The sequence below is a fragment of the Flavobacterium sp. N502536 genome, assembly GCF_025947345.1.
In the GTDB taxonomy this organism is placed as follows: domain Bacteria; phylum Bacteroidota; class Bacteroidia; order Flavobacteriales; family Flavobacteriaceae; genus Flavobacterium.
On record NZ_CP110011.1, the window covers coordinates 1769162 to 1785931 of the forward strand.

The window sequence follows — 16770 nt, forward strand, 5'->3', positions numbered from 1 at the left end:
TACTTTCGTTGATTGAAGAATACAAAGTACATCTTCTTAGTAAGAAGATTTTAAAATAAAATAAGCATGAAAGAAACCAAACATATATCAAGATCAAGAGCACAGGAATCGTCTGCTGCTATAGAAAAAATGTACATTACAATGCGTCACTTGTTCAACCGTGGTTTTTACAAACCAATGGGAGTTTCCGGTGATAGTTTACGCGAATCATTATTAGCATTACGTCCGGAAATTTACGGAAATATAGGTGAAGAAAAAGTAGAATTAAATGGACTTTTGTACGTTATAGAACGTTTGCCAATTGGAATTGAACAATGTCGTTTTATCAATTTAACTTCAGACGAAGGATATTCTAAATCACATTTTCAGCCAATTGTTCCTCCAAAAAGAAGGAGAAACTGTTACCGAATTGATGAGGAACAAATGAACGTTGAAATTACTCGTGGACGTTCAGACATTTACGATATTTTGACACACTTGACTTTTATTTTTATCGAATCGCATAAAATTAAAAACAGGGTTTTATTAGATGATGGAGGAGAGGTTTCGCGCGATTGGCTTAAATTAGAACAGGCTGTATTGCAAACAAAGAAACTTTCTCAAATCGAAAAAGAAAAAGCAATCTCGCATGTTGCTAATATTTTAGCGCGAACTTTTGAAGAGGTTTTGGATATTTATGATGCTTTTGGATCAGAAAATGCTCCGGATCGTTTTCTGCACGTTATTTATTGGTTAGGGAAATTAGCAATTGAAGAAGTTATTGACAATAACAAACGTACCATTACTTTTAGTCCCGTATTAAGAGAGCGTTTAGGACATCATATTCATGGTGAAATCTGGGCTACCAACATCAAGGAAGTTCTTAAGGCAAATAACCTGCTAAAACGTCCAATTCATGTTATAAGTGCAAATATGCACAGTGTGATGAATTCAATTTTTGCAACACCCTTGTTGAAAACAAAATTCAAGGAGAAGTCTGATTTTTATATTTACGAAGAGTTAAGCAAATCAGGTGCAAAAGAAATTAGAGGAGTTGTAGAAGAACTGGCATTAAAAAATGGCATGATTTCGCTACCGGATAGTTCCGGAACGAATATCGATGTTCAGATTTTTGATACCGCAAAAATTGACTGGGCAAAAACCGCTTTTCCAAAAGCAAAACTGGAGGAAGAAAAACCGGTTATTATTGTTATGGATTATGCATTTGGTGAGCAGGCATATGAGACTATCGACGAACTTTTGAAACCGTTTAAAAAAGATACTTTATTGAATGTAAAATCAGTTTCGATCATGGGGAAAGCCGGAATTTTAGAGGGTGGAAAAGGAGATATCATGATCCCAACCGCACATATAAACGAAGGAACGGCTGATAATTATTTCTTTGAAAACGAATTAACCGGAGCTATGTTTGAAGGCAATGATATTGCTGTTTTTGAAGGAGCTATGGTTACAGTTTTAGGAACATCATTGCAGAACAGAGATTTATTGAAATTTTTCCATGAGTCTACCTGGGGTGTAATAGGTTTGGAAATGGAAGGTTCTTATTATCAGAAAGCGATTCAGTCTGCCTCTAAAATCAGAAAAAGTGTACCGCATGACATTAAGGTTCGTTATGCTTATTATGCATCAGATAATCCATTGGAAACAGGCAGTACCTTAGCTTCAGGCGGATTAGGTACGACCGGTGTAAAGCCAACTTATTTGATTACCATTAAAATTTTAGAACAGATTTTCAACGTAAAATAACCTATGAGTTTGAAGAAACTCATAGAAAGAATTAAAATTGATTTGGTGTAAAAAATCAATTCGTATTCGCATGAAGTATCTGGTTCGAGATTATTTTCAAATCAGTTACATTTGCGATGTATAAATAATTACTATGAAAAGAATACTTATTACAGGAGCAGCAGGATTTCTGGGATCGCATTTATGTGATCGTTTTATCAAAGAAGGATACTATGTTATCGGAATGGATAATTTGATTACCGGAGATCTTAAAAACATAGAACATTTATTCAAGTTAGAACATTTCGAGTTTTACCATCACGATATTACCAAGTTTGTACACATTCCGGGTGATTTAGATTATATACTGCATTTTGCTTCGCCGGCAAGCCCCATAGATTATTTAAAAATTCCAATTCAGACTTTAAAAGTAGGATCTCTCGGAACACATAATTTATTGGGATTGGCCCGTGTAAAAAAGGCCAGAATTTTAATTGCTTCTACATCCGAAGTTTACGGAGATCCGTTGGTTCACCCACAAACCGAAGAGTACTATGGAAACGTAAATACAATTGGACCACGAGGGGTGTATGATGAAGCAAAACGCTTTCAGGAATCGATCACAATGGCTTATCATACGTTTCATGGCGTAGAAACGAGAATCGTGCGTATTTTTAATACCTACGGACCAAGAATGCGTTTGAATGACGGACGTGTAATTCCGGCTTTTATCGGACAGGCATTACGTGGGGAAGATTTAACGATTTTTGGTGACGGAATGCAAACGCGCTCTTTTTGTTATGTAGATGATCAGGTTGAAGGTATTTTCAGACTGCTGCATTCAGATTATGTGTATCCGGTAAATATTGGAAATCCGGATGAAATCACAATTAAAGATTTCGCAGAAGAGATCATTAAACTAACAGGAACCAATCAAAAGGTAGTCTACCATCCATTACCAATAAATGATCCGTTACAACGCCAGCCAGACACTACAAAAGCAAAAGAGCTGTTGGGTTGGGAAGCAAAAGTAAGCCGCTCTGAAGGAATGAAGATTACTTATGATTATTTCAGATCACTTTCAAAAGAAGAGCTTTCAAAAGAAGAACACAAAGATTTTTCGAATTATATCAAATAATAATAAAAGAAAACGGGCATTATTCCAGAAATAATGCCCGTTTCTATTTTTCGGAAGCTGCTTAAAAAGCATTATTTTCGATGAGTTTTTTCATTTGCTGATCCAGATTAAAATGATTTTTTGCATGAAAAAAAATAGTCTTTTTCATTTTTTGAATTTCTTCTTTACCAAGTCCGGAGATCTCGATCAAAGTGGTGTTTAAATCCTGAAAGTTTTCAACGGGAACGACCCAGCCCAAGTTATTTTCGATTACTATATCTTCACCTTCACCGCCTCCAAAATAAAAAACAGGAAAACCCAAAGCACTGTATTCGAATATTTTTGAAGGAACAGATCCATAAATTCTCGTTTTAAGCGGAACAAGGGCAATGTCTAAGCTTTTCAAAGTTTCATGCAAAACGTTACGTTCTAACATTCCGTGAAAAACAATTTTTTTAGTTGGATTTTCATTAAGGTAATTCACAATCTGAGCTTTCTCAGCCCCGTCACCAAAAATATGAAGTTCGATGTTACTGTTTTCAAGTTTCATTTGTTGAATAAGTTCAAAAACACCTTGTGCAACCCCCAATAATCCGGCGTAGAATAATCTAATGGGTTCTCCGGAATTGTCTTTTTCCTCCAGGAAATTTTCAACAAAATGATCCGGATAATTGCGATACAAAAAGCATTTTTTTTCAGGAAAGATCGAATGAATATGAGTAATGATTTCGTTAGATTGCCCAAAAATGTGTGTGGCTTTTTGGTAAATAAACCGTTCAATAAAAAGCAAAATCTTGTGCGAAACACTATTTTTCTTAAGTACCTGTAATTCGATAGCAGCGGTAGGCCAAAGATCTGAAACATTCAAAATTATGGTTTTACGCTTCAGCCAAAGGACAAAAACAGAAATAAAAGAGAGCAGCAATGGTGGTGATTGTACAATAACTTTTTTAGGTGTTTTGGCAAATAATAAATAGAAGAATAAAGCAGTTGAAAAGGAAAGTGTCGAAACTATTCGTTTAAAGATATTCGGGCTGTTACTTGGATAAATCCAAAGGCGTTTTAATGTAATGTTCTGAATCTTCTCAGTAACAGAAAACCGGCCTTTGTATTCCGGAAATAATTCACCTTTCGGGTAATTTGGAAGCGGAGAAATTACCGAAACTTCATATCCATTTTGATTTAATTTTAAAGCAAGCTGTTCTATTCTATTGGCGGCAGCACCTTTTTCAGGTGGATAATAGTTTGATATAATCAGAATATCGTTCATTAGTTTTTATCCAATAAAATTGAAACAATTCGCTCAGATGCTTTTCCATCCCAAAGCTCCGGAATAGCACTTTTTCGTGGGCCATTTTTTAAGAATGAGTGAAATACCTTTTGTAAATTTTCTAAGGACGTTCCCACAATAGTGTTAGAGCCTATGGTTTCGGTTTCAGGACGCTCAGTGTTATTTCGCATTGTAAAACAAGGAATTCCCATTACAGTTGTTTCTTCAGAAATACCACCGCTATCGGTAATAACCGCAAAACTGTTTTTTACTAAATACATAAAATTCAGGTAACTTTGAGGCGCAACAAAAATGATGTTTTTAAAAGAAATTGCACGTTCTCCCAAAATAGCCTGTGTTCTTGGATGAATAGGAAACAGTATTTTTTTGTCAGTAACCAAATCATCAATTCCCTGAAGCAAAGCAATAAGAGAAGAAACCTCGTCGACATTTCCGGGGCGGTGTAAGGTTAGAACCACGTAGTTTTTTTCACTAAGCTGATGTTCTTCCCAAAAATCAGGAGGAGAAATTCTATTGATGTTTTGGTATAAAGTATCGATCATAACATTTCCCACGAAATGTACATTTTCAGGATCGGATCCTAATTTTAATAAATTTTCTGAGGCTGAAGTTGAGGTTGTAAAAAAGTAATCGGTAATACTATCTGTCAACATTCTATTGATTTCCTCGGGCATTGTTAAATCTCCGGAACGAATTCCTGCTTCAACATGCGCTACCTTGGTATTGCATTTTTTAGCTACGATTGAACATGCCATAGTTGAATTTACATCACCAACAACCAAAACCAAATCAGTAGGATTTTGAAGTAATTCCTTCTCAAAAGCAATCATAATTGCGGCAGTTTGCTCGGCCTGCGAACCGCTTTTTACCTCCAGATTTACATTTGGTTTGGGAATATTTAATTCTTCAAAAAAAGTATCACTTAAATTTTTATCGTAATGCTGACCTGTGTGAACCAATCGAAACGAAACATCAAAACCTTCATTTTGTTTGTTTTGTATAGCATTAATAAGGGGCGCTATTTTTATAAAATTAGGTCTTGCACCTGCGATTAGGGTGATTTTCATAGGTTAATTGAATTCTTTTTAAAACATTCTTTTGGCAAAAGTAAAGTTTAAATTGAATTCTTGGTCGATTGAGAGACTTTCTTCAATATCTAAGTGTAATTTTTGAGAATTAAGGAACTATTTTTTATATCCAATTTTCACTCTTTCACTTTCATTTTCTTTTTTTTCTGTTAATTCATCTAAATAAGAAAAAACCAATTCAATATTCTTATCATGATTTTCTAATTTCTTTTGAATCTGAAGAATATCAACTTTTATTTCAGTTGTATCCAAAAGCATTTGTCTCACTTTTGTGAAAATGCGCATGATCTGAATATTGGTTTGAATTGCTTTGTCACTTTTTAAGACACTTGAGAGCATTAAAATACCATGTTCAGTGAAAACAAAAGGTAATTTTCTGCTTCCGCCCCAACTTGAAGTCGCAATTTGCGACTTCAAGTTTTCAAATTCGTTTTCAGTAAGTTGAAACATGAAATCTGAAGGAAATCGTGATAAATTTCTTTTGACTTGTTCATTTAATCTTTTCGTTTCCACATCATAAAGCAATGCCAAATCACTATCTAACATTACTTTTTGATTGCGGATGTAATATATTTTGTTGGAAATAATTTCTTCAGAAAGTAAAGATTGATCCTTCATAAGTTTTTAATTATAAAAACAAATGTAGGATTTTATTTATATTAAAGATAAGATTTAAATTGTTTTAACTTTCCGCTTTTGCTTCTTTCTAAGACGTTTTTTCGGGTAAAACTAAAATTCAAATTTGGTTCTAAATACAGAGAAATTGCCTTTTTTATTTTTTGAATTTGAGATGCATTTAATTCAAGATCACTTACATATTCAATTTCAAAAGAGTCTAATTGCATTTGTTTGATGGTAAATTCTTTAACATTTCCGTCATCTTCAATAATGCTTTTGGTTACATAATAAAAAGTCAAACCGGGTGATTTTTTGCCGCTTGGGAGAGTCGCAATGTCGTTGGTTCTTCCAGTCAGTTTTTTTAGAATAGGCTTTTGTAGTGTACTTTTTTCGTCTAAAATTCCAATATCACCAATATCATATCTAATAAAGGGATGTGCTTTGTTGAATAAAGAGGTAATGACAATGCGGCCTTCATTACCATAAGGCAAAACCTGATTGTTTTCGTCTAAAATTTCAACAAACAGGGTTTCAGCATTTACTTGCCAATCGCCGTTTGGGTTTTCAAAAGCAATCAAATCCAATTCTGAAGCACCGTATTCATTGATAACCGGAATTCCGAATTGTTTTTCTAAAAGTTTTTTGTCCGATTCAAAAAGCATTTCGGAAGTGACAAAACAGGCATTTAAAGTAGGGCAAACTTCTTTTAAAATAAGGTTCTTTTGTTCTAAGTATTTGGCAAACAAAACGATTGAACTTGTATATCCGTTGATATAATCGAATTTTTTAGTTTTAAACTTTCGTAGAAATTTTTCGAGAACAGTATCGGATAAATCAAAAACCGGAAACCGGAAACGATGCGTCAAAAAATCCTTAATACGTTCTTTGTGATAGCCAATAAAATCCATCGGAATACCATAAAAACGAGCCTGATAGGAGTGATTAAAGTCGATATGGTACCAGCCGAAACGCATAAAAATAGAAGTCCAGGTTAGGGCATGGCAGTATCTATCTTTAGCAAAAATAAAGGGAGTACCACTGGATCCGGATGTTTTGTTGAGGTATATGTTTTTTCTGGAATAACCTTTTGAGAGTCTTTCTTCGAGCGGTTTTTGTAAATTTTGTTTGTTTAATATGGGTAAATTTTCCCATTTCAATTCGGTTATGTCCCCGATCAGTTCTTTATAAAATGAGTTATTTTCGAGATGAAAAGCTACAATTTCTTCTTTTTTCTGCTGAAGAAAGCGAACATATTGTTCTTCCGATAAATTCCTGATTTCATCCAATTCAGCTTTGGCTTTCTTTATCGGAAAACCATTTAATTGCAGTGAAATATCGAAAAGAGAAATCATTTGTGGTATTAATTTTCGTCAAAAATAATACTATCGAATTACTAACATAGAAGAATCAACAACTTTTTAAGATTTAATTATTTTTTACGTACAAAAGCAATTATTTTTGCACCACAACTAAATACAACTATACCATGACAATTTTACTATTGGGATCCGGCGGAAGAGAGCATGCTTTTGCTTGGAAAATGACTCAGAGTCCACTTTGCGAAAAACTTTTTGTTGCACCAGGAAATGCAGGAACGGCGGAAATTGCTACAAACGTTGCAATGTCTCCAACAGATTTTGATGCAATCAAAGCATTTGTAATTCAGGAAAATGTAAAAATGGTGGTCGTAGGACCAGAAGATCCTTTGGTAAAAGGGATTTACGATTATTTTAAAAACGACGAGAGTTTACAACATATTCCGGTTATTGGCCCATCAAAATTGGGAGCTCAATTAGAAGGAAGTAAAGAATTTGCCAAAGAGTTTTTAATGAAACATAATATTCCAACTGCGGCTTACGACAGTTTTACTGCCGAAACAGTAGAGAATGGATGTGCTTTCTTAGAAACATTACAGCCTCCATATGTTTTAAAAGCAGACGGTTTGGCAGCAGGAAAAGGAGTTTTGATTATTCAGGATTTAGAAGAAGCTAAAACAGAATTGAGAAACATGCTGGTTCACGAAAAATTTGGAGCAGCAAGTTCAAAAGTAGTAATCGAAGAATTTTTGGACGGAATAGAATTAAGCTGTTTTGTTCTGACTGACGGGAAAAGCTATAAAATTTTACCAACAGCAAAGGATTACAAACGTATTGGTGAAGGCGATACAGGTTTAAATACAGGTGGAATGGGAGCTGTTTCTCCGGTTCCTTATGTTGATGCTGTTTTGATGGAAAAAATTGAAACGCGTATTGTAAAACCAACTATTGAAGGTTTCCAGAAAGATGGAATTGAATATAAAGGATTTGTATTTATTGGTTTAATTAATGTGAAAAACGAACCAATCGTTATTGAGTACAATGTAAGAATGGGAGATCCTGAGACTGAAGTTGTAGTACCAAGATTACAATCAGATTTAGTTGAATTGTTCCTTTCAGTGGCCAATCAAAAATTAGACTCATTCGAATTAGAGGTTGATCCGAGAAGTGCAACTACAATTATGGTGGTTTCTGGCGGATATCCGGAAGATTTTGAAAAAGGAAAAGTAATTACAGGTTTAGAAAACGTTACTGATTCTATTGTTTTTCATGCAGGAACAAAAATAGAAGGTGAGATTATCGTTAGTAATGGAGGACGTGTATTGACCGTAACTTCTTATGGAGACGATTTCCAACAGGCCATAAAAAAATCTTACCAAAATATAGATAAACTAAATTTTGATAAGATGTATTTTAGAAAAGATATTGGCTTCGACTTACTTTAAAAAAGAGTGAGCTGTAGTATCTTGGTTTTCAGTTCCGGCGTCATCAAAAATGCGTAATTGTTTGATCCAATAAACGATTGCGCATGAACAGATGATCATAAAAATCCAGTTAATAGTATTAGCACCAAACCAGGTAACAAGTTCTAAACGACGTAAAAAATCAAGTGGTGCGAATAAAATGTTAACGAATAAGTACTGTATTCCTTCAAAAAAAGCTGTCATAATTTATAAAATTATATGTTATTTATTGTTGTGTAACGCATCGAAATCAGAATTCTGTTATTAGAATCTTTTTTCAACTTGTTGGTTTTCCTTTTTAAACAAGTATTATATTTACAATCACAAAAGTATAAAATATCCTTATGATAACAAGTGTTTTTAAAAAATCTACGCCATTAAATTATTCATTGGTCGTAATTTTGATACTGGTTTTCTTTTTTCTTTTTCAAATTCAGGAACCATCATGGATGAGTTCTTATTTTTTGGCGTTCCAAAAAGTGAGTTTGTTGTGCTTTATTTTGGCCTCTTTTTTCCTGATTAATTTTATCGTAAAAAAGAACGGACTCAGTAAAGACAATGGATACGCGATACTTTTTTACTTATTGTTTCTGTTGTTTTTCCCCACAATATTTAACAATGCCAATGTAATATATGCCAACTTTTTTGTACTCCTGGCACTTCGAAGATTAATTTCGCTGCAATCTTTGAAAGCTTCAAAAGAAAAAATATTCGATGCTTCATTTTGGATTTTAATAGCCTCTTTATTTCAATTTTGGTGTATTCTCTTCCTGATTTTAGTTTTTATCTCCATAGTTTTTCATGTTTCGAGAGATTATAGAAACTGGATTTTACCATTTATAGCGCTTGTGGCGGTATCGATTATCTTTTTATTGATCTCTTTAATCTTCCATATTGATATAACTGAATTTTTTCAGAAACGTGCTGTAATCGATTTTAACATTGATTATTTTAAGAGCAATTACGAAAACGGAGCACTTTCAATTTATGTGGCTGTAGCTTTATTTTTTGTGGTTTCGATGCTGATGACATTGTCTAATCGACCGCAAATAGTACATTCTTCATACAAAAAAGTAGTGGCATGTTTTTTTATTGCGGCCTTTGTGTACATTCTTTCAACAGATAAAAGCAACGATTTACTCTTTTTTAGCATTGCTCCTTTGACGATCATGGCAGCAAGCCATGTAGAGTATATGCAACAAAAACTGAATAACGAAATTGTTTTTTACGTGTTGATTTTGTGCAGTTTATTTACGTTTTTCTCACAGTTATAATTTACTTCCGTAAGCAAGATCGCCTGCATCACCAAGACCCGGAACAATGTAGTTCTTCTCGTTTAGCTTTTCGTCTAAAGCAGCTACCCATAAATGACAGTTTTCAGGAAGATTTTGCTCAAGAAAAGCAACACCCTCTGGCGCTGCGATAACCACTACAATATGAATCTCTTTTGGAGTTGCGTTTTGAATTAGTTTTTCGTGAACCGCAACAATAGACTGACCTGTTGCCAGCATTGGATCGAGAAGTAAAACCGTTTTATCGTTTATGTTTGAAACCGCTTGATATTCAACCCGGATTTCAAATTCGGCATCGTTATTTGGATGATACCTGCAAGCCGAAACAAAGCTGTTTTCGGCATGATCAAAGTAATTTAAAAAACCATTATGCAACGGTAAACCAGCTCTTAGAATGGAACATAAAACCAAATCACTTTCTATCTCGGTTGTTTCTTTAATGCCTAGAGGAGTTTGAATTTCGACATTTTTATATGCCAGATCCTTGCTCAGTTCATAAGCCATAATTTCGCCAATTCTTTCAATATTTCTTCGAAAACGCATACTGTCGTTTTGAACATTTACATTTCTGATTTGGCCTAAAAAATGATTTAAGACACTGTTGTTTTTGGAGATATAATGGATTTTCATAAGGAAATTTTAGAATTATGGATATATTGTAGTGCAATAACGAAAAATTAATCGTTTTCTTCACACCATAAAAGTATAAAAAGTATCTTTGTGACTCTAATAAATAAAGACATGTTTTCAAAATTAGCATATTCTGTTTTCGAACAAAGCATCAAAGATTATCACCAATTTGATAATGTTGATCAACCTATAAACAATCCTTACCCAAAGGATAAGTTTGAGCATTTATTGTATTTAAAAAACTGGATTGACACCGTTCAATGGCATTTTGAGGATATTATTCGTGATCCGCAAATTGATCCGGTAGCAGCGTTGACGTTAAAAAGAAGAATCGATGCTTCAAACCAGGAGCGTACAGATATGGTTGAATACATTGACAGCTACTTTTTGCAAAAATACAGTGATGTAAAAGTAAAAGATGGTGCAAAAATCAATTCTGAAAGTCCGGCATGGGCTTTTGATAGATTGTCTATTTTAGCTTTAAAAATTTATCACATGCATGAAGAAGCCACTCGTGCTGAAGCTTCACAAGAACATAGAGATAAATGTCAGGAGAAATTAAACGTGCTTTTAGAGCAAAGAAGTGATTTATCAACTGCAATTGATGATCTATTGACTGACATCGAAAATGGAGATAAATTCATGAAAGTGTACAAACAAATGAAAATGTACAATGACGATGAATTGAATCCAGTTTTATACCAAAACAAAAAATAATTTGGCAGAGTTGTCCAATAGAATAAAGCATATAGCCGTCATGAGACTATCCGCAATGGGAGATGTCGCCATGACGGTTCCTGTTTTACGCGCTTTTGTAAAACAGTATCCAACGGTTAAAATCACCGTAATATCGCGTCCGTTTTTTAAACCATTTTTTGATGGAATCCCAAATCTTGAGTTTTTTGCTTTTGATGAAAAAGAACGTCACAAAGGATTTGCAGGACTTTTAACATTGTACGCCGATGTAAAAAAACTTAAAATTGATGCTTTTGCAGATCTTCATAACGTTCTGAGATCTAAAATTGTAAGTCTTCTTTTTGCTTTAAGCGGAAAAAAAAGAGCTACAGTTGATAAAGGCCGTGATGGTAAAAAAGAATTAACGCGCGCCGAGAATAAATTTTTTAAGCAATTGCCAACCATGTTCGAAAGACACGCAAAAGTGTTTGAAAAACTTGGTTTTTCTTTAGATTTATCCAATCCGGAATATCCCGCAAAGGCAGAATTAAGTTCAGATATTGTAGAAATCATTGGCAACCAAAACCAAAAATTAATTGGGATTGCACCTTTTGCCCAATACGATTCTAAAGTTTATCCGCAAGATCTGATGCAGGAAGTTATTGCTAAACTGGCTGAAAACAAAGCGTATAAAATTTTACTTTTTGGAGGAGGAAAGAAAGAAATTGAAATTCTGGATTCGCTTTCAGAACCATTTGAAAATGTAATTAATATGGCTGGAAAAATTAAATTTCAGCAGGAATTACAGCTTATCAGTAATCTGGACGTCATGCTTTCTATGGATTCCGGAAACGCCCATATCGCTGCAATGCTGGGAGTAAAAGTCATTACACTTTGGGGTGCTACACATCCATATGCAGGTTTTTTACCGTTCGGACAAACTCTGGAAAATGCTTTGACTTCAGACCGAAATCAATATCCAAAATTGCCCACATCGGTTTATGGAAATAAAATCGTTGAAGGTTATGAAGACGCTATGAGGTCGATTTCTCCAAAAGATATAGTAGAGAAGATTCAGTTAAGCATATAATCCATTTAAATCATAGAGAAAATATCCAATGGTTTTCTTTTTGTTTTTATTGGCAACAATTACAACAAAATGATTTTCTTTTTCTGTAGAGAGCAAAATGTGCTCAAAATCTTCTGTTGAATTTCTGTATATTTTATGCACCAGTTGAGATTCTTTAACTTTGCTCGATAATATTTTGGCAGCTTTTAATTTGCTGATATAAGGCCAGATATTAAAAGTATTCTTATCAGAAGCCGTTATTTCGGTCATTTTACCAATCATTGTGGCACTATATTTCTCTTTGCTAAGTAATTTGGGACCTTTTTTATTTTGTTGTTTTTTAATGATAAAGTAGATACAAAAAAGAGCTGTAATTACAAAAAGTGCTATAAATGATAAACGAAGGATGTGATGTATTGTCATGATATTTAATATTTAAACGTGTTGACAAATTCGATTTAGCTCTACAAATCTCCGGAAGAATAGGAGATTGCGATTACTTTAATTTTACTCCTAATGTAATGAAAATTTAGCAATATTTTAGAAAAAAATCAGCTTTATTGTAATTGCAATTATAGCCAAATCTTCTCATCCCGGCATCTGCCATAAATATAACTTTTTAGATTCGAAATCGTGGCTTGATAATTTGGTGCTTCATAACCAAACCGTTCGTGTTCCATTTGTTCTTTTTCGATAGCATCGCAGCCTTTTATAACTTCTTTGAGCATATCCAGCATGGCGAGTTCTTTGTTGTTTGTTTTCTGAAATTTAAATTCTACAAGTTCATCCTGAAGTTCTTCACAATATTCCACAAGTTTCTCAACCTCAGGTTCCTCTAAAAGATATTCTTTATTTTTAAAAATTTCCTGTACCGATTTCATAACGTAATTTTTTAAGTCTCAAATTCCAATTTTACAAAGATTGCTAATAATTATAAAACAAAAAAAATTCCAAATCCCAATTGTAAGTTTGGAATTTGGAATTTGAATATTTTGACATTTTAACGACTAAACATCATCATAATCTACATAAATAGACTCTGAAGTTGGATGCGCCTGACAGGTTAAAATTAAACCTGAAGCAATTTCCTTATCGGTTAAAATCGAGTTTTTAGTCATTTCAGCACTTCCTGAAGTTACGCGAGCCAGACAGCTGCTGCAAATTCCACCCTGACAAGAGTATGGAGCGTCAATTCCTTGTTTTAAAGCTGCGTCAAGGATCGTTTGTTTTTGAGACATTTCGAATGAAACTTCGTCATCATCTACCAAAACCGTAATTTTAGTATGTCCTTCTAATGAGGTATTTATTTTATTTTCCTGCGTTGAAGAAGTAAAAAGCTCAAACTTAATAGCCGATTCTTTTACATTTTTCTCTTTCAGAATTCCCGAAACCGTATCAATCATTTCTTCCGGACCGCAAAGGAAAAATTTATCAAATTGCAGTTCTTTGTGTTTGTTGTTCAGAACAAAATTTACCGCCGATTTGTCGATTCTGCCAAACAAAGCATTTTCGGCTTTGGCCTGACTGTAAACATAATGCACAAAAAAGCGACCTACATATTGCAATTGCAAATCGTGTAATTCCTGATAAAAAATAGTTTCGTCTGGAGTTTTATTTCCGTAAACCAATACAAATGAACTTTTTGGTTCACTTTTTAAAACCGATTTTATAATAGAAAGAACAGGAGTAATTCCGCTTCCTGCTACAAAAGCTGCATAGTTTTTTTGTCTTTCAGCATCCGGTTCAAAAGTAAATTTTCCTTCCGGATGACCTACTTCAAGAACATCTCCTGCCTTAAGTCTCGTATTGGCAAACTGAGAAAACAAACCATTTTTTACTGCTTTTACAGCAATGCGTAATTCACCGCTTTCCGGTGCAGAGCAAATCGAGTAAGCACGACGAATCTCTTGATTGTCAAGAGTTAATTTTAAATTTATGTATTGTCCCGCTATAAATTTATAGTCGGGTTTTAGTTCTTCGGGAACATTAAAAAGAACAGAAACAGCATCGGCAGTTTCGCGCTTTACCTCTTTAATTATTAGTTTTAAGAATGAAGGCATGGTTGTATTTTTTATGCAAAAGTAGCAAACGACGGTTAATTCACAGGCACTAAGTTATTATTTTTAACTTTTTTTGTAACGTTTTCTTACATTTGATCACATACTAAGAAATTCAAAACAAATAACCATGATTAAAAAGTTTATTTATCTGGAATGGAAAGCCTTTGTTAGGTCTGCATCATTTGGCACAAGTGTCGTGATGAAAGTTTTAATAGGGTTTTTAATGGTCTACTTTTCCTTGCTTTTTGTTGGAGCAGGAGTAGGAGCATTTTATATACTGAAAAAAATGAAACTGGAGCCATTAGTAACGGTCAATCAATTTTTGATTTATTATTTTCTTTTCGACCTTGTCATTCGTTTATTGATGCAGGCAATCCCGGTGCTGAACATCAAACCTTTGTTGATTTTACCCTTCAAAAAACCAACCATCGTTCATTTTTCATTGGGCAAAACAGCTTTGTCTTTTTTTAACTGGGTTCACGCGCTCTTTTTTATTCCTTTTTCAATTGTGCTAGTTCTGGAAGGTTACGATCCTTTGGGGGTTGTCTTTTGGTTTTTGGCAGCGTTCTCCTTAATCTATATCAACAATTTTTTGAATATTGTTTTAAGTAATATTGATAAGTTGTTCGTTGTTTTTGTCGGAGCAATTATTGTTTTAGCAACAGCGCAGTATTATAAACTCTTTGATATTACCAGCTTTACAACGCCGGTTTTCCAGGGATTTTATGCGATGAAAGGATTGTTTTTGATTCCAGTCTTAATCTTAGTAGGGCTTTATCTGTTCACATTCAAATACTTCAAGAATAATTTGTTTTTAGATGCCGGACTTTCTAAAAAAGAAGACATCGCGAAAACGGAGAATCTTTCCTGGCTGAATCAGTTTGGAACTTTAGGAACGTTTCTTAAAAACGATATCAAATTGATTAAGAGAAATAAAAGATCAAAAACGACCATACTAATGAGTTTTTTCTTTTTGTTCTACGGATTAATCTTTTTCGGAAACACACAGCAGCCGGAAGTGATGAATATTTTTGCCGGAATATTTGTTTCAGGCGGATTTTTGTTTGTCTTTGGTCAGTTTGTACCTAGCTGGGACAGTTCGTATTACCAACTAATGATGACCCAAAACATTCCGTATCGCGGATACATCACTTCAAAATGGTGGCTGATTGTAATTGCCACTTTTATATCGACCATACTTTCTTCTTTCTACCTTTTCTTTGGATGGGAAATTTATTTAACCGTTGTTGTTGGGGCTGTTTATAACATAGGAGTCAATTCACATCTGGTACTTTTAGGCGGTGCTTTCACAAAAACACCAATCGATTTAAGTTCGGCAGGAGGTGCTTTTGGAGATAAAAAAGCATTTAATGTTAATGCCATGCTGTTAACGTTACCGAAGATATTATTGCCTTTAGGACTATATGCAATCGGACTTTATTTAGGAAACAAAACCATCGGATTAGCACTTGTAGCAGGTGCCGGAGTTTTAGGCTTTGTTTTTAAAGACAAGGTTTTTTCCCTAATCGAAAAAAGATATAAAGTAGAGAAGTACAGCACAATAAGCGCTTATAAACAAAAAAACTAATATGTTAATTTGAAAATGTGCCAATTAGAGAATTGATCGCATATAATTGAAAATCAATTGAATTAACGATTAAACCAATCAACAATTAAACTATTAAAAATGATACAAGTAAATCAACTTTCAAAAAAATATAACGGAACAACGGTTTTAAATATTAACAACCTTGAAATTCCAAAAGGACAGAGCTTTGGCTTAGTGGGAAACAACGGAGCAGGAAAAACTACTTTTTTCAGTTTATTACTGGATCTGATTCAGCCTTCAACAGGGAATATAAAAAACAATGATATTCAGGTAAATACAAACGAAAACTGGAAATCTTTTACAGGATCTTTTTTAGACGAAAGTTTCCTGATTGGGTATTTGACTCCTGAAGAATACTTTTATTTTATTGGAGATTTACGCCATCAGAATAAAGCGGATATTGATGCTTTGCTGTTGGAGCACGAAGAGTTTTTTAACGGAGAAATTCTGAACAACAAAAAATACCTGAGAGATTTATCGAAGGGAAACCAGAAGAAAGTGGGTATTATTGCAACACTTATTGGAAATCCTGAAGTTGTTATTCTGGATGAGCCTTTTGCAAATTTAGATCCGACAACCGTGAGCCGATTAAAAAAGATCATTAAAGATCTGGCCGATAATCCAAATGTTACCGTGCTGGTTTCCAGCCATGATTTGCAGCATACAGTAGAGGTTTGTGATCGAATTGTAGCCTTAAATAAAGGTGAAGTGGTGAAGGATATTCAGACTTCAGAAGAAACCTTACAAGAACTCGAATCGTTTTTTGCTGTATAAGTTTCTATATTTCAAAAAGAAGCGTATTTTTACAAGTCAATAT

General features: G+C 34.0%; 17 protein-coding genes. 8 read left to right on the forward strand and 9 right to left on the reverse strand.

The genetic code is table 11. The features are described from left to right. Positions 1 to 66: 66 nt before the first annotated feature. Together OLM61_RS07850 and OLM61_RS07855 are read left to right on the forward strand one after the other, a co-directional pair. On the forward strand, positions 67 to 1746 hold the full coding sequence (locus OLM61_RS07850) for a DUF6909 family protein (RefSeq protein ID WP_264525830.1): 1680 nt from the start codon (positions 67 to 69) through the stop codon (positions 1744 to 1746). 133 nt (positions 1747 to 1879) lie between these two features. Then, entirely contained in the window at positions 1880 to 2863 is a 984-nt protein-coding gene (locus tag OLM61_RS07855) for a UDP-glucuronic acid decarboxylase family protein (RefSeq protein WP_042564890.1), read from the forward strand. Positions 2864 to 2924: 61 nt separating this feature from the next. On the opposite strand, the gene OLM61_RS07860 is transcribed toward OLM61_RS07855, so the two are convergent. The 4 genes from OLM61_RS07860 to OLM61_RS07875 all read right to left on the reverse strand — a co-directional run bounded on the left by OLM61_RS07860 (position 2925) and on the right by OLM61_RS07875 (position 7191). Then, positions 2925 to 4112, reverse strand: a complete 1188-nt coding sequence (locus OLM61_RS07860) for a glycosyltransferase family 4 protein (RefSeq protein ID WP_264525831.1) — start codon at positions 4110 to 4112, stop codon at positions 2925 to 2927. Then, complete coding sequence (gene wecB, locus OLM61_RS07865; RefSeq protein WP_264525832.1) at positions 4112 to 5200, reverse strand: non-hydrolyzing UDP-N-acetylglucosamine 2-epimerase; 1089 nt, start codon at positions 5198 to 5200, stop codon at positions 4112 to 4114. Before wecB ends, OLM61_RS07860 begins: the two co-directional genes overlap by 1 nt. Positions 5201 to 5317: 117 nt before the next feature. Further along, the gene (locus tag OLM61_RS07870; protein ID WP_264525833.1) at positions 5318 to 5839 is read right to left on the reverse strand and encodes an ORF6N domain-containing protein; all 522 of its coding nucleotides are present in this window, start codon (positions 5837 to 5839) and stop codon (positions 5318 to 5320) included. A gap of 41 nt (positions 5840 to 5880) precedes the next feature. Then, positions 5881 to 7191 carry a phenylacetate--CoA ligase family protein gene (locus OLM61_RS07875; protein WP_264525834.1) on the reverse strand — a complete coding sequence of 437 codons (1311 nt, stop codon included), beginning with the start codon at positions 7189 to 7191 and terminating at the stop codon, positions 5881 to 5883. A 134-nt stretch (positions 7192 to 7325) separates the two neighbouring features. Here OLM61_RS07875 and purD point away from each other — a divergent pair, with 134 nt between their 5' ends. Beyond that, a complete protein-coding gene (gene purD, locus OLM61_RS07880) occupies positions 7326 to 8600 on the forward strand; it encodes a phosphoribosylamine--glycine ligase (RefSeq protein WP_264525835.1) in 1275 nt (424 codons plus the stop codon). On the opposite strand, the gene OLM61_RS07885 is transcribed toward purD, so the two are convergent. Continuing rightward, positions 8592 to 8822, reverse strand: a complete 231-nt coding sequence (locus OLM61_RS07885) for a DUF6341 family protein (RefSeq protein ID WP_017496855.1) — start codon at positions 8820 to 8822, stop codon at positions 8592 to 8594. The two genes, purD and OLM61_RS07885, sit on opposite strands and share 9 nt — an antisense overlap. Positions 8823 to 8962: 140 nt before the next feature. Between OLM61_RS07885 and OLM61_RS07890 the strand changes: the two genes are divergently transcribed. Beyond that, positions 8963 to 9892: a DUF6427 family protein gene (locus OLM61_RS07890; protein ID WP_264525836.1), complete on the forward strand. Its 930-nt coding sequence runs from the start codon at positions 8963 to 8965 to the stop codon at positions 9890 to 9892. Here OLM61_RS07890 and upp read toward each other — a convergent pair. After that, a complete protein-coding gene (gene upp / locus OLM61_RS07895) occupies positions 9887 to 10540 on the reverse strand; it encodes a uracil phosphoribosyltransferase (protein ID WP_264525837.1) in 654 nt (217 codons plus the stop codon). The two genes, OLM61_RS07890 and upp, sit on opposite strands and share 6 nt — an antisense overlap. Positions 10541 to 10651: 111 nt before the next feature. On the opposite strand from upp, the gene OLM61_RS07900 reads away from it, so the two are divergent. After that, positions 10652 to 11257 (forward strand): DUF4254 domain-containing protein, encoded by a 606-nt coding sequence (locus OLM61_RS07900; RefSeq protein WP_202700896.1) that lies wholly within the window; start codon positions 10652 to 10654, stop codon positions 11255 to 11257. A 40-nt stretch (positions 11258 to 11297) separates the two neighbouring features. Then, entirely contained in the window at positions 11298 to 12305 is a 1008-nt protein-coding gene (locus OLM61_RS07905) for a glycosyltransferase family 9 protein (protein ID WP_264525838.1), read from the forward strand. Here OLM61_RS07905 and OLM61_RS07910 read toward each other — a convergent pair. The 3 genes from OLM61_RS07910 to OLM61_RS07920 form a co-directional block, all read right to left on the reverse strand. Beyond that, complete coding sequence (locus OLM61_RS07910) at positions 12294 to 12707, reverse strand: hypothetical protein (protein ID WP_264525839.1); 414 nt, start codon at positions 12705 to 12707, stop codon at positions 12294 to 12296. The genes OLM61_RS07905 and OLM61_RS07910 overlap by 12 nt on opposite strands. 149 nt (positions 12708 to 12856) lie before the next feature. Beyond that, entirely contained in the window at positions 12857 to 13165 is a 309-nt protein-coding gene (locus tag OLM61_RS07915; protein ID WP_264525840.1) for a hypothetical protein, read from the reverse strand. 126 nt (positions 13166 to 13291) lie between these two features. Further along, positions 13292 to 14344 (reverse strand): ferredoxin--NADP reductase, encoded by a 1053-nt coding sequence (locus OLM61_RS07920; protein ID WP_264525841.1) that lies wholly within the window; start codon positions 14342 to 14344, stop codon positions 13292 to 13294. 127 nt (positions 14345 to 14471) lie between these two features. Between OLM61_RS07920 and OLM61_RS07925 the strand changes: the two genes are divergently transcribed. Both OLM61_RS07925 and OLM61_RS07930 read left to right on the forward strand, forming a co-directional pair. Next, entirely contained in the window at positions 14472 to 15932 is a 1461-nt protein-coding gene (locus tag OLM61_RS07925; protein ID WP_264525842.1) for a DUF5687 family protein, read from the forward strand. 99 nt (positions 15933 to 16031) lie between these two features. Further along, on the forward strand, positions 16032 to 16727 hold the full coding sequence (locus OLM61_RS07930) for an ABC transporter ATP-binding protein (RefSeq protein WP_264525843.1): 696 nt from the start codon (positions 16032 to 16034) through the stop codon (positions 16725 to 16727). The last annotated feature ends 43 nt before the right edge of the window (positions 16728 to 16770 follow it).

Bases quoted from the DNA above. Each gene is read 5' to 3' on its own strand.
- OLM61_RS07850 (WP_264525830.1), top strand. From the start codon at position 67: ATGAAAGAAACCAAACATATATCAAGATCAAGAGCACAGGAATCGTCT.
- OLM61_RS07855 (WP_042564890.1), top strand. From the start codon at position 1,880: ATGAAAAGAATACTTATTACAGGAGCAGCAGGATTTCTGGGATCGCAT.
- OLM61_RS07860 (WP_264525831.1), bottom strand. From the start codon at position 4,112: ATGAACGATATTCTGATTATATCAAACTATTATCCACCTGAAAAAGGT.
- wecB (WP_264525832.1), bottom strand. From the start codon at position 5,200: ATGAAAATCACCCTAATCGCAGGTGCAAGACCTAATTTTATAAAAATA.
- OLM61_RS07870 (WP_264525833.1), bottom strand. From the start codon at position 5,839: ATGAAGGATCAATCTTTACTTTCTGAAGAAATTATTTCCAACAAAATA.
- OLM61_RS07875 (WP_264525834.1), bottom strand. From the start codon at position 7,191: ATGATTTCTCTTTTCGATATTTCACTGCAATTAAATGGTTTTCCGATA.
- purD (WP_264525835.1), top strand. From the start codon at position 7,326: ATGACAATTTTACTATTGGGATCCGGCGGAAGAGAGCATGCTTTTGCT.
- OLM61_RS07885 (WP_017496855.1), bottom strand. From the start codon at position 8,822: ATGACAGCTTTTTTTGAAGGAATACAGTACTTATTCGTTAACATTTTA.
- OLM61_RS07890 (WP_264525836.1), top strand. From the start codon at position 8,963: ATGATAACAAGTGTTTTTAAAAAATCTACGCCATTAAATTATTCATTG.
- upp (WP_264525837.1), bottom strand. From the start codon at position 10,540: ATGAAAATCCATTATATCTCCAAAAACAACAGTGTCTTAAATCATTTT.
- OLM61_RS07900 (WP_202700896.1), top strand. From the start codon at position 10,652: ATGTTTTCAAAATTAGCATATTCTGTTTTCGAACAAAGCATCAAAGAT.
- OLM61_RS07905 (WP_264525838.1), top strand. From the start codon at position 11,298: ATGAGACTATCCGCAATGGGAGATGTCGCCATGACGGTTCCTGTTTTA.
- OLM61_RS07910 (WP_264525839.1), bottom strand. From the start codon at position 12,707: ATGACAATACATCACATCCTTCGTTTATCATTTATAGCACTTTTTGTA.
- OLM61_RS07915 (WP_264525840.1), bottom strand. From the start codon at position 13,165: ATGAAATCGGTACAGGAAATTTTTAAAAATAAAGAATATCTTTTAGAG.
- OLM61_RS07920 (WP_264525841.1), bottom strand. From the start codon at position 14,344: ATGCCTTCATTCTTAAAACTAATAATTAAAGAGGTAAAGCGCGAAACT.
- OLM61_RS07925 (WP_264525842.1), top strand. From the start codon at position 14,472: ATGATTAAAAAGTTTATTTATCTGGAATGGAAAGCCTTTGTTAGGTCT.
- OLM61_RS07930 (WP_264525843.1), top strand. From the start codon at position 16,032: ATGATACAAGTAAATCAACTTTCAAAAAAATATAACGGAACAACGGTT.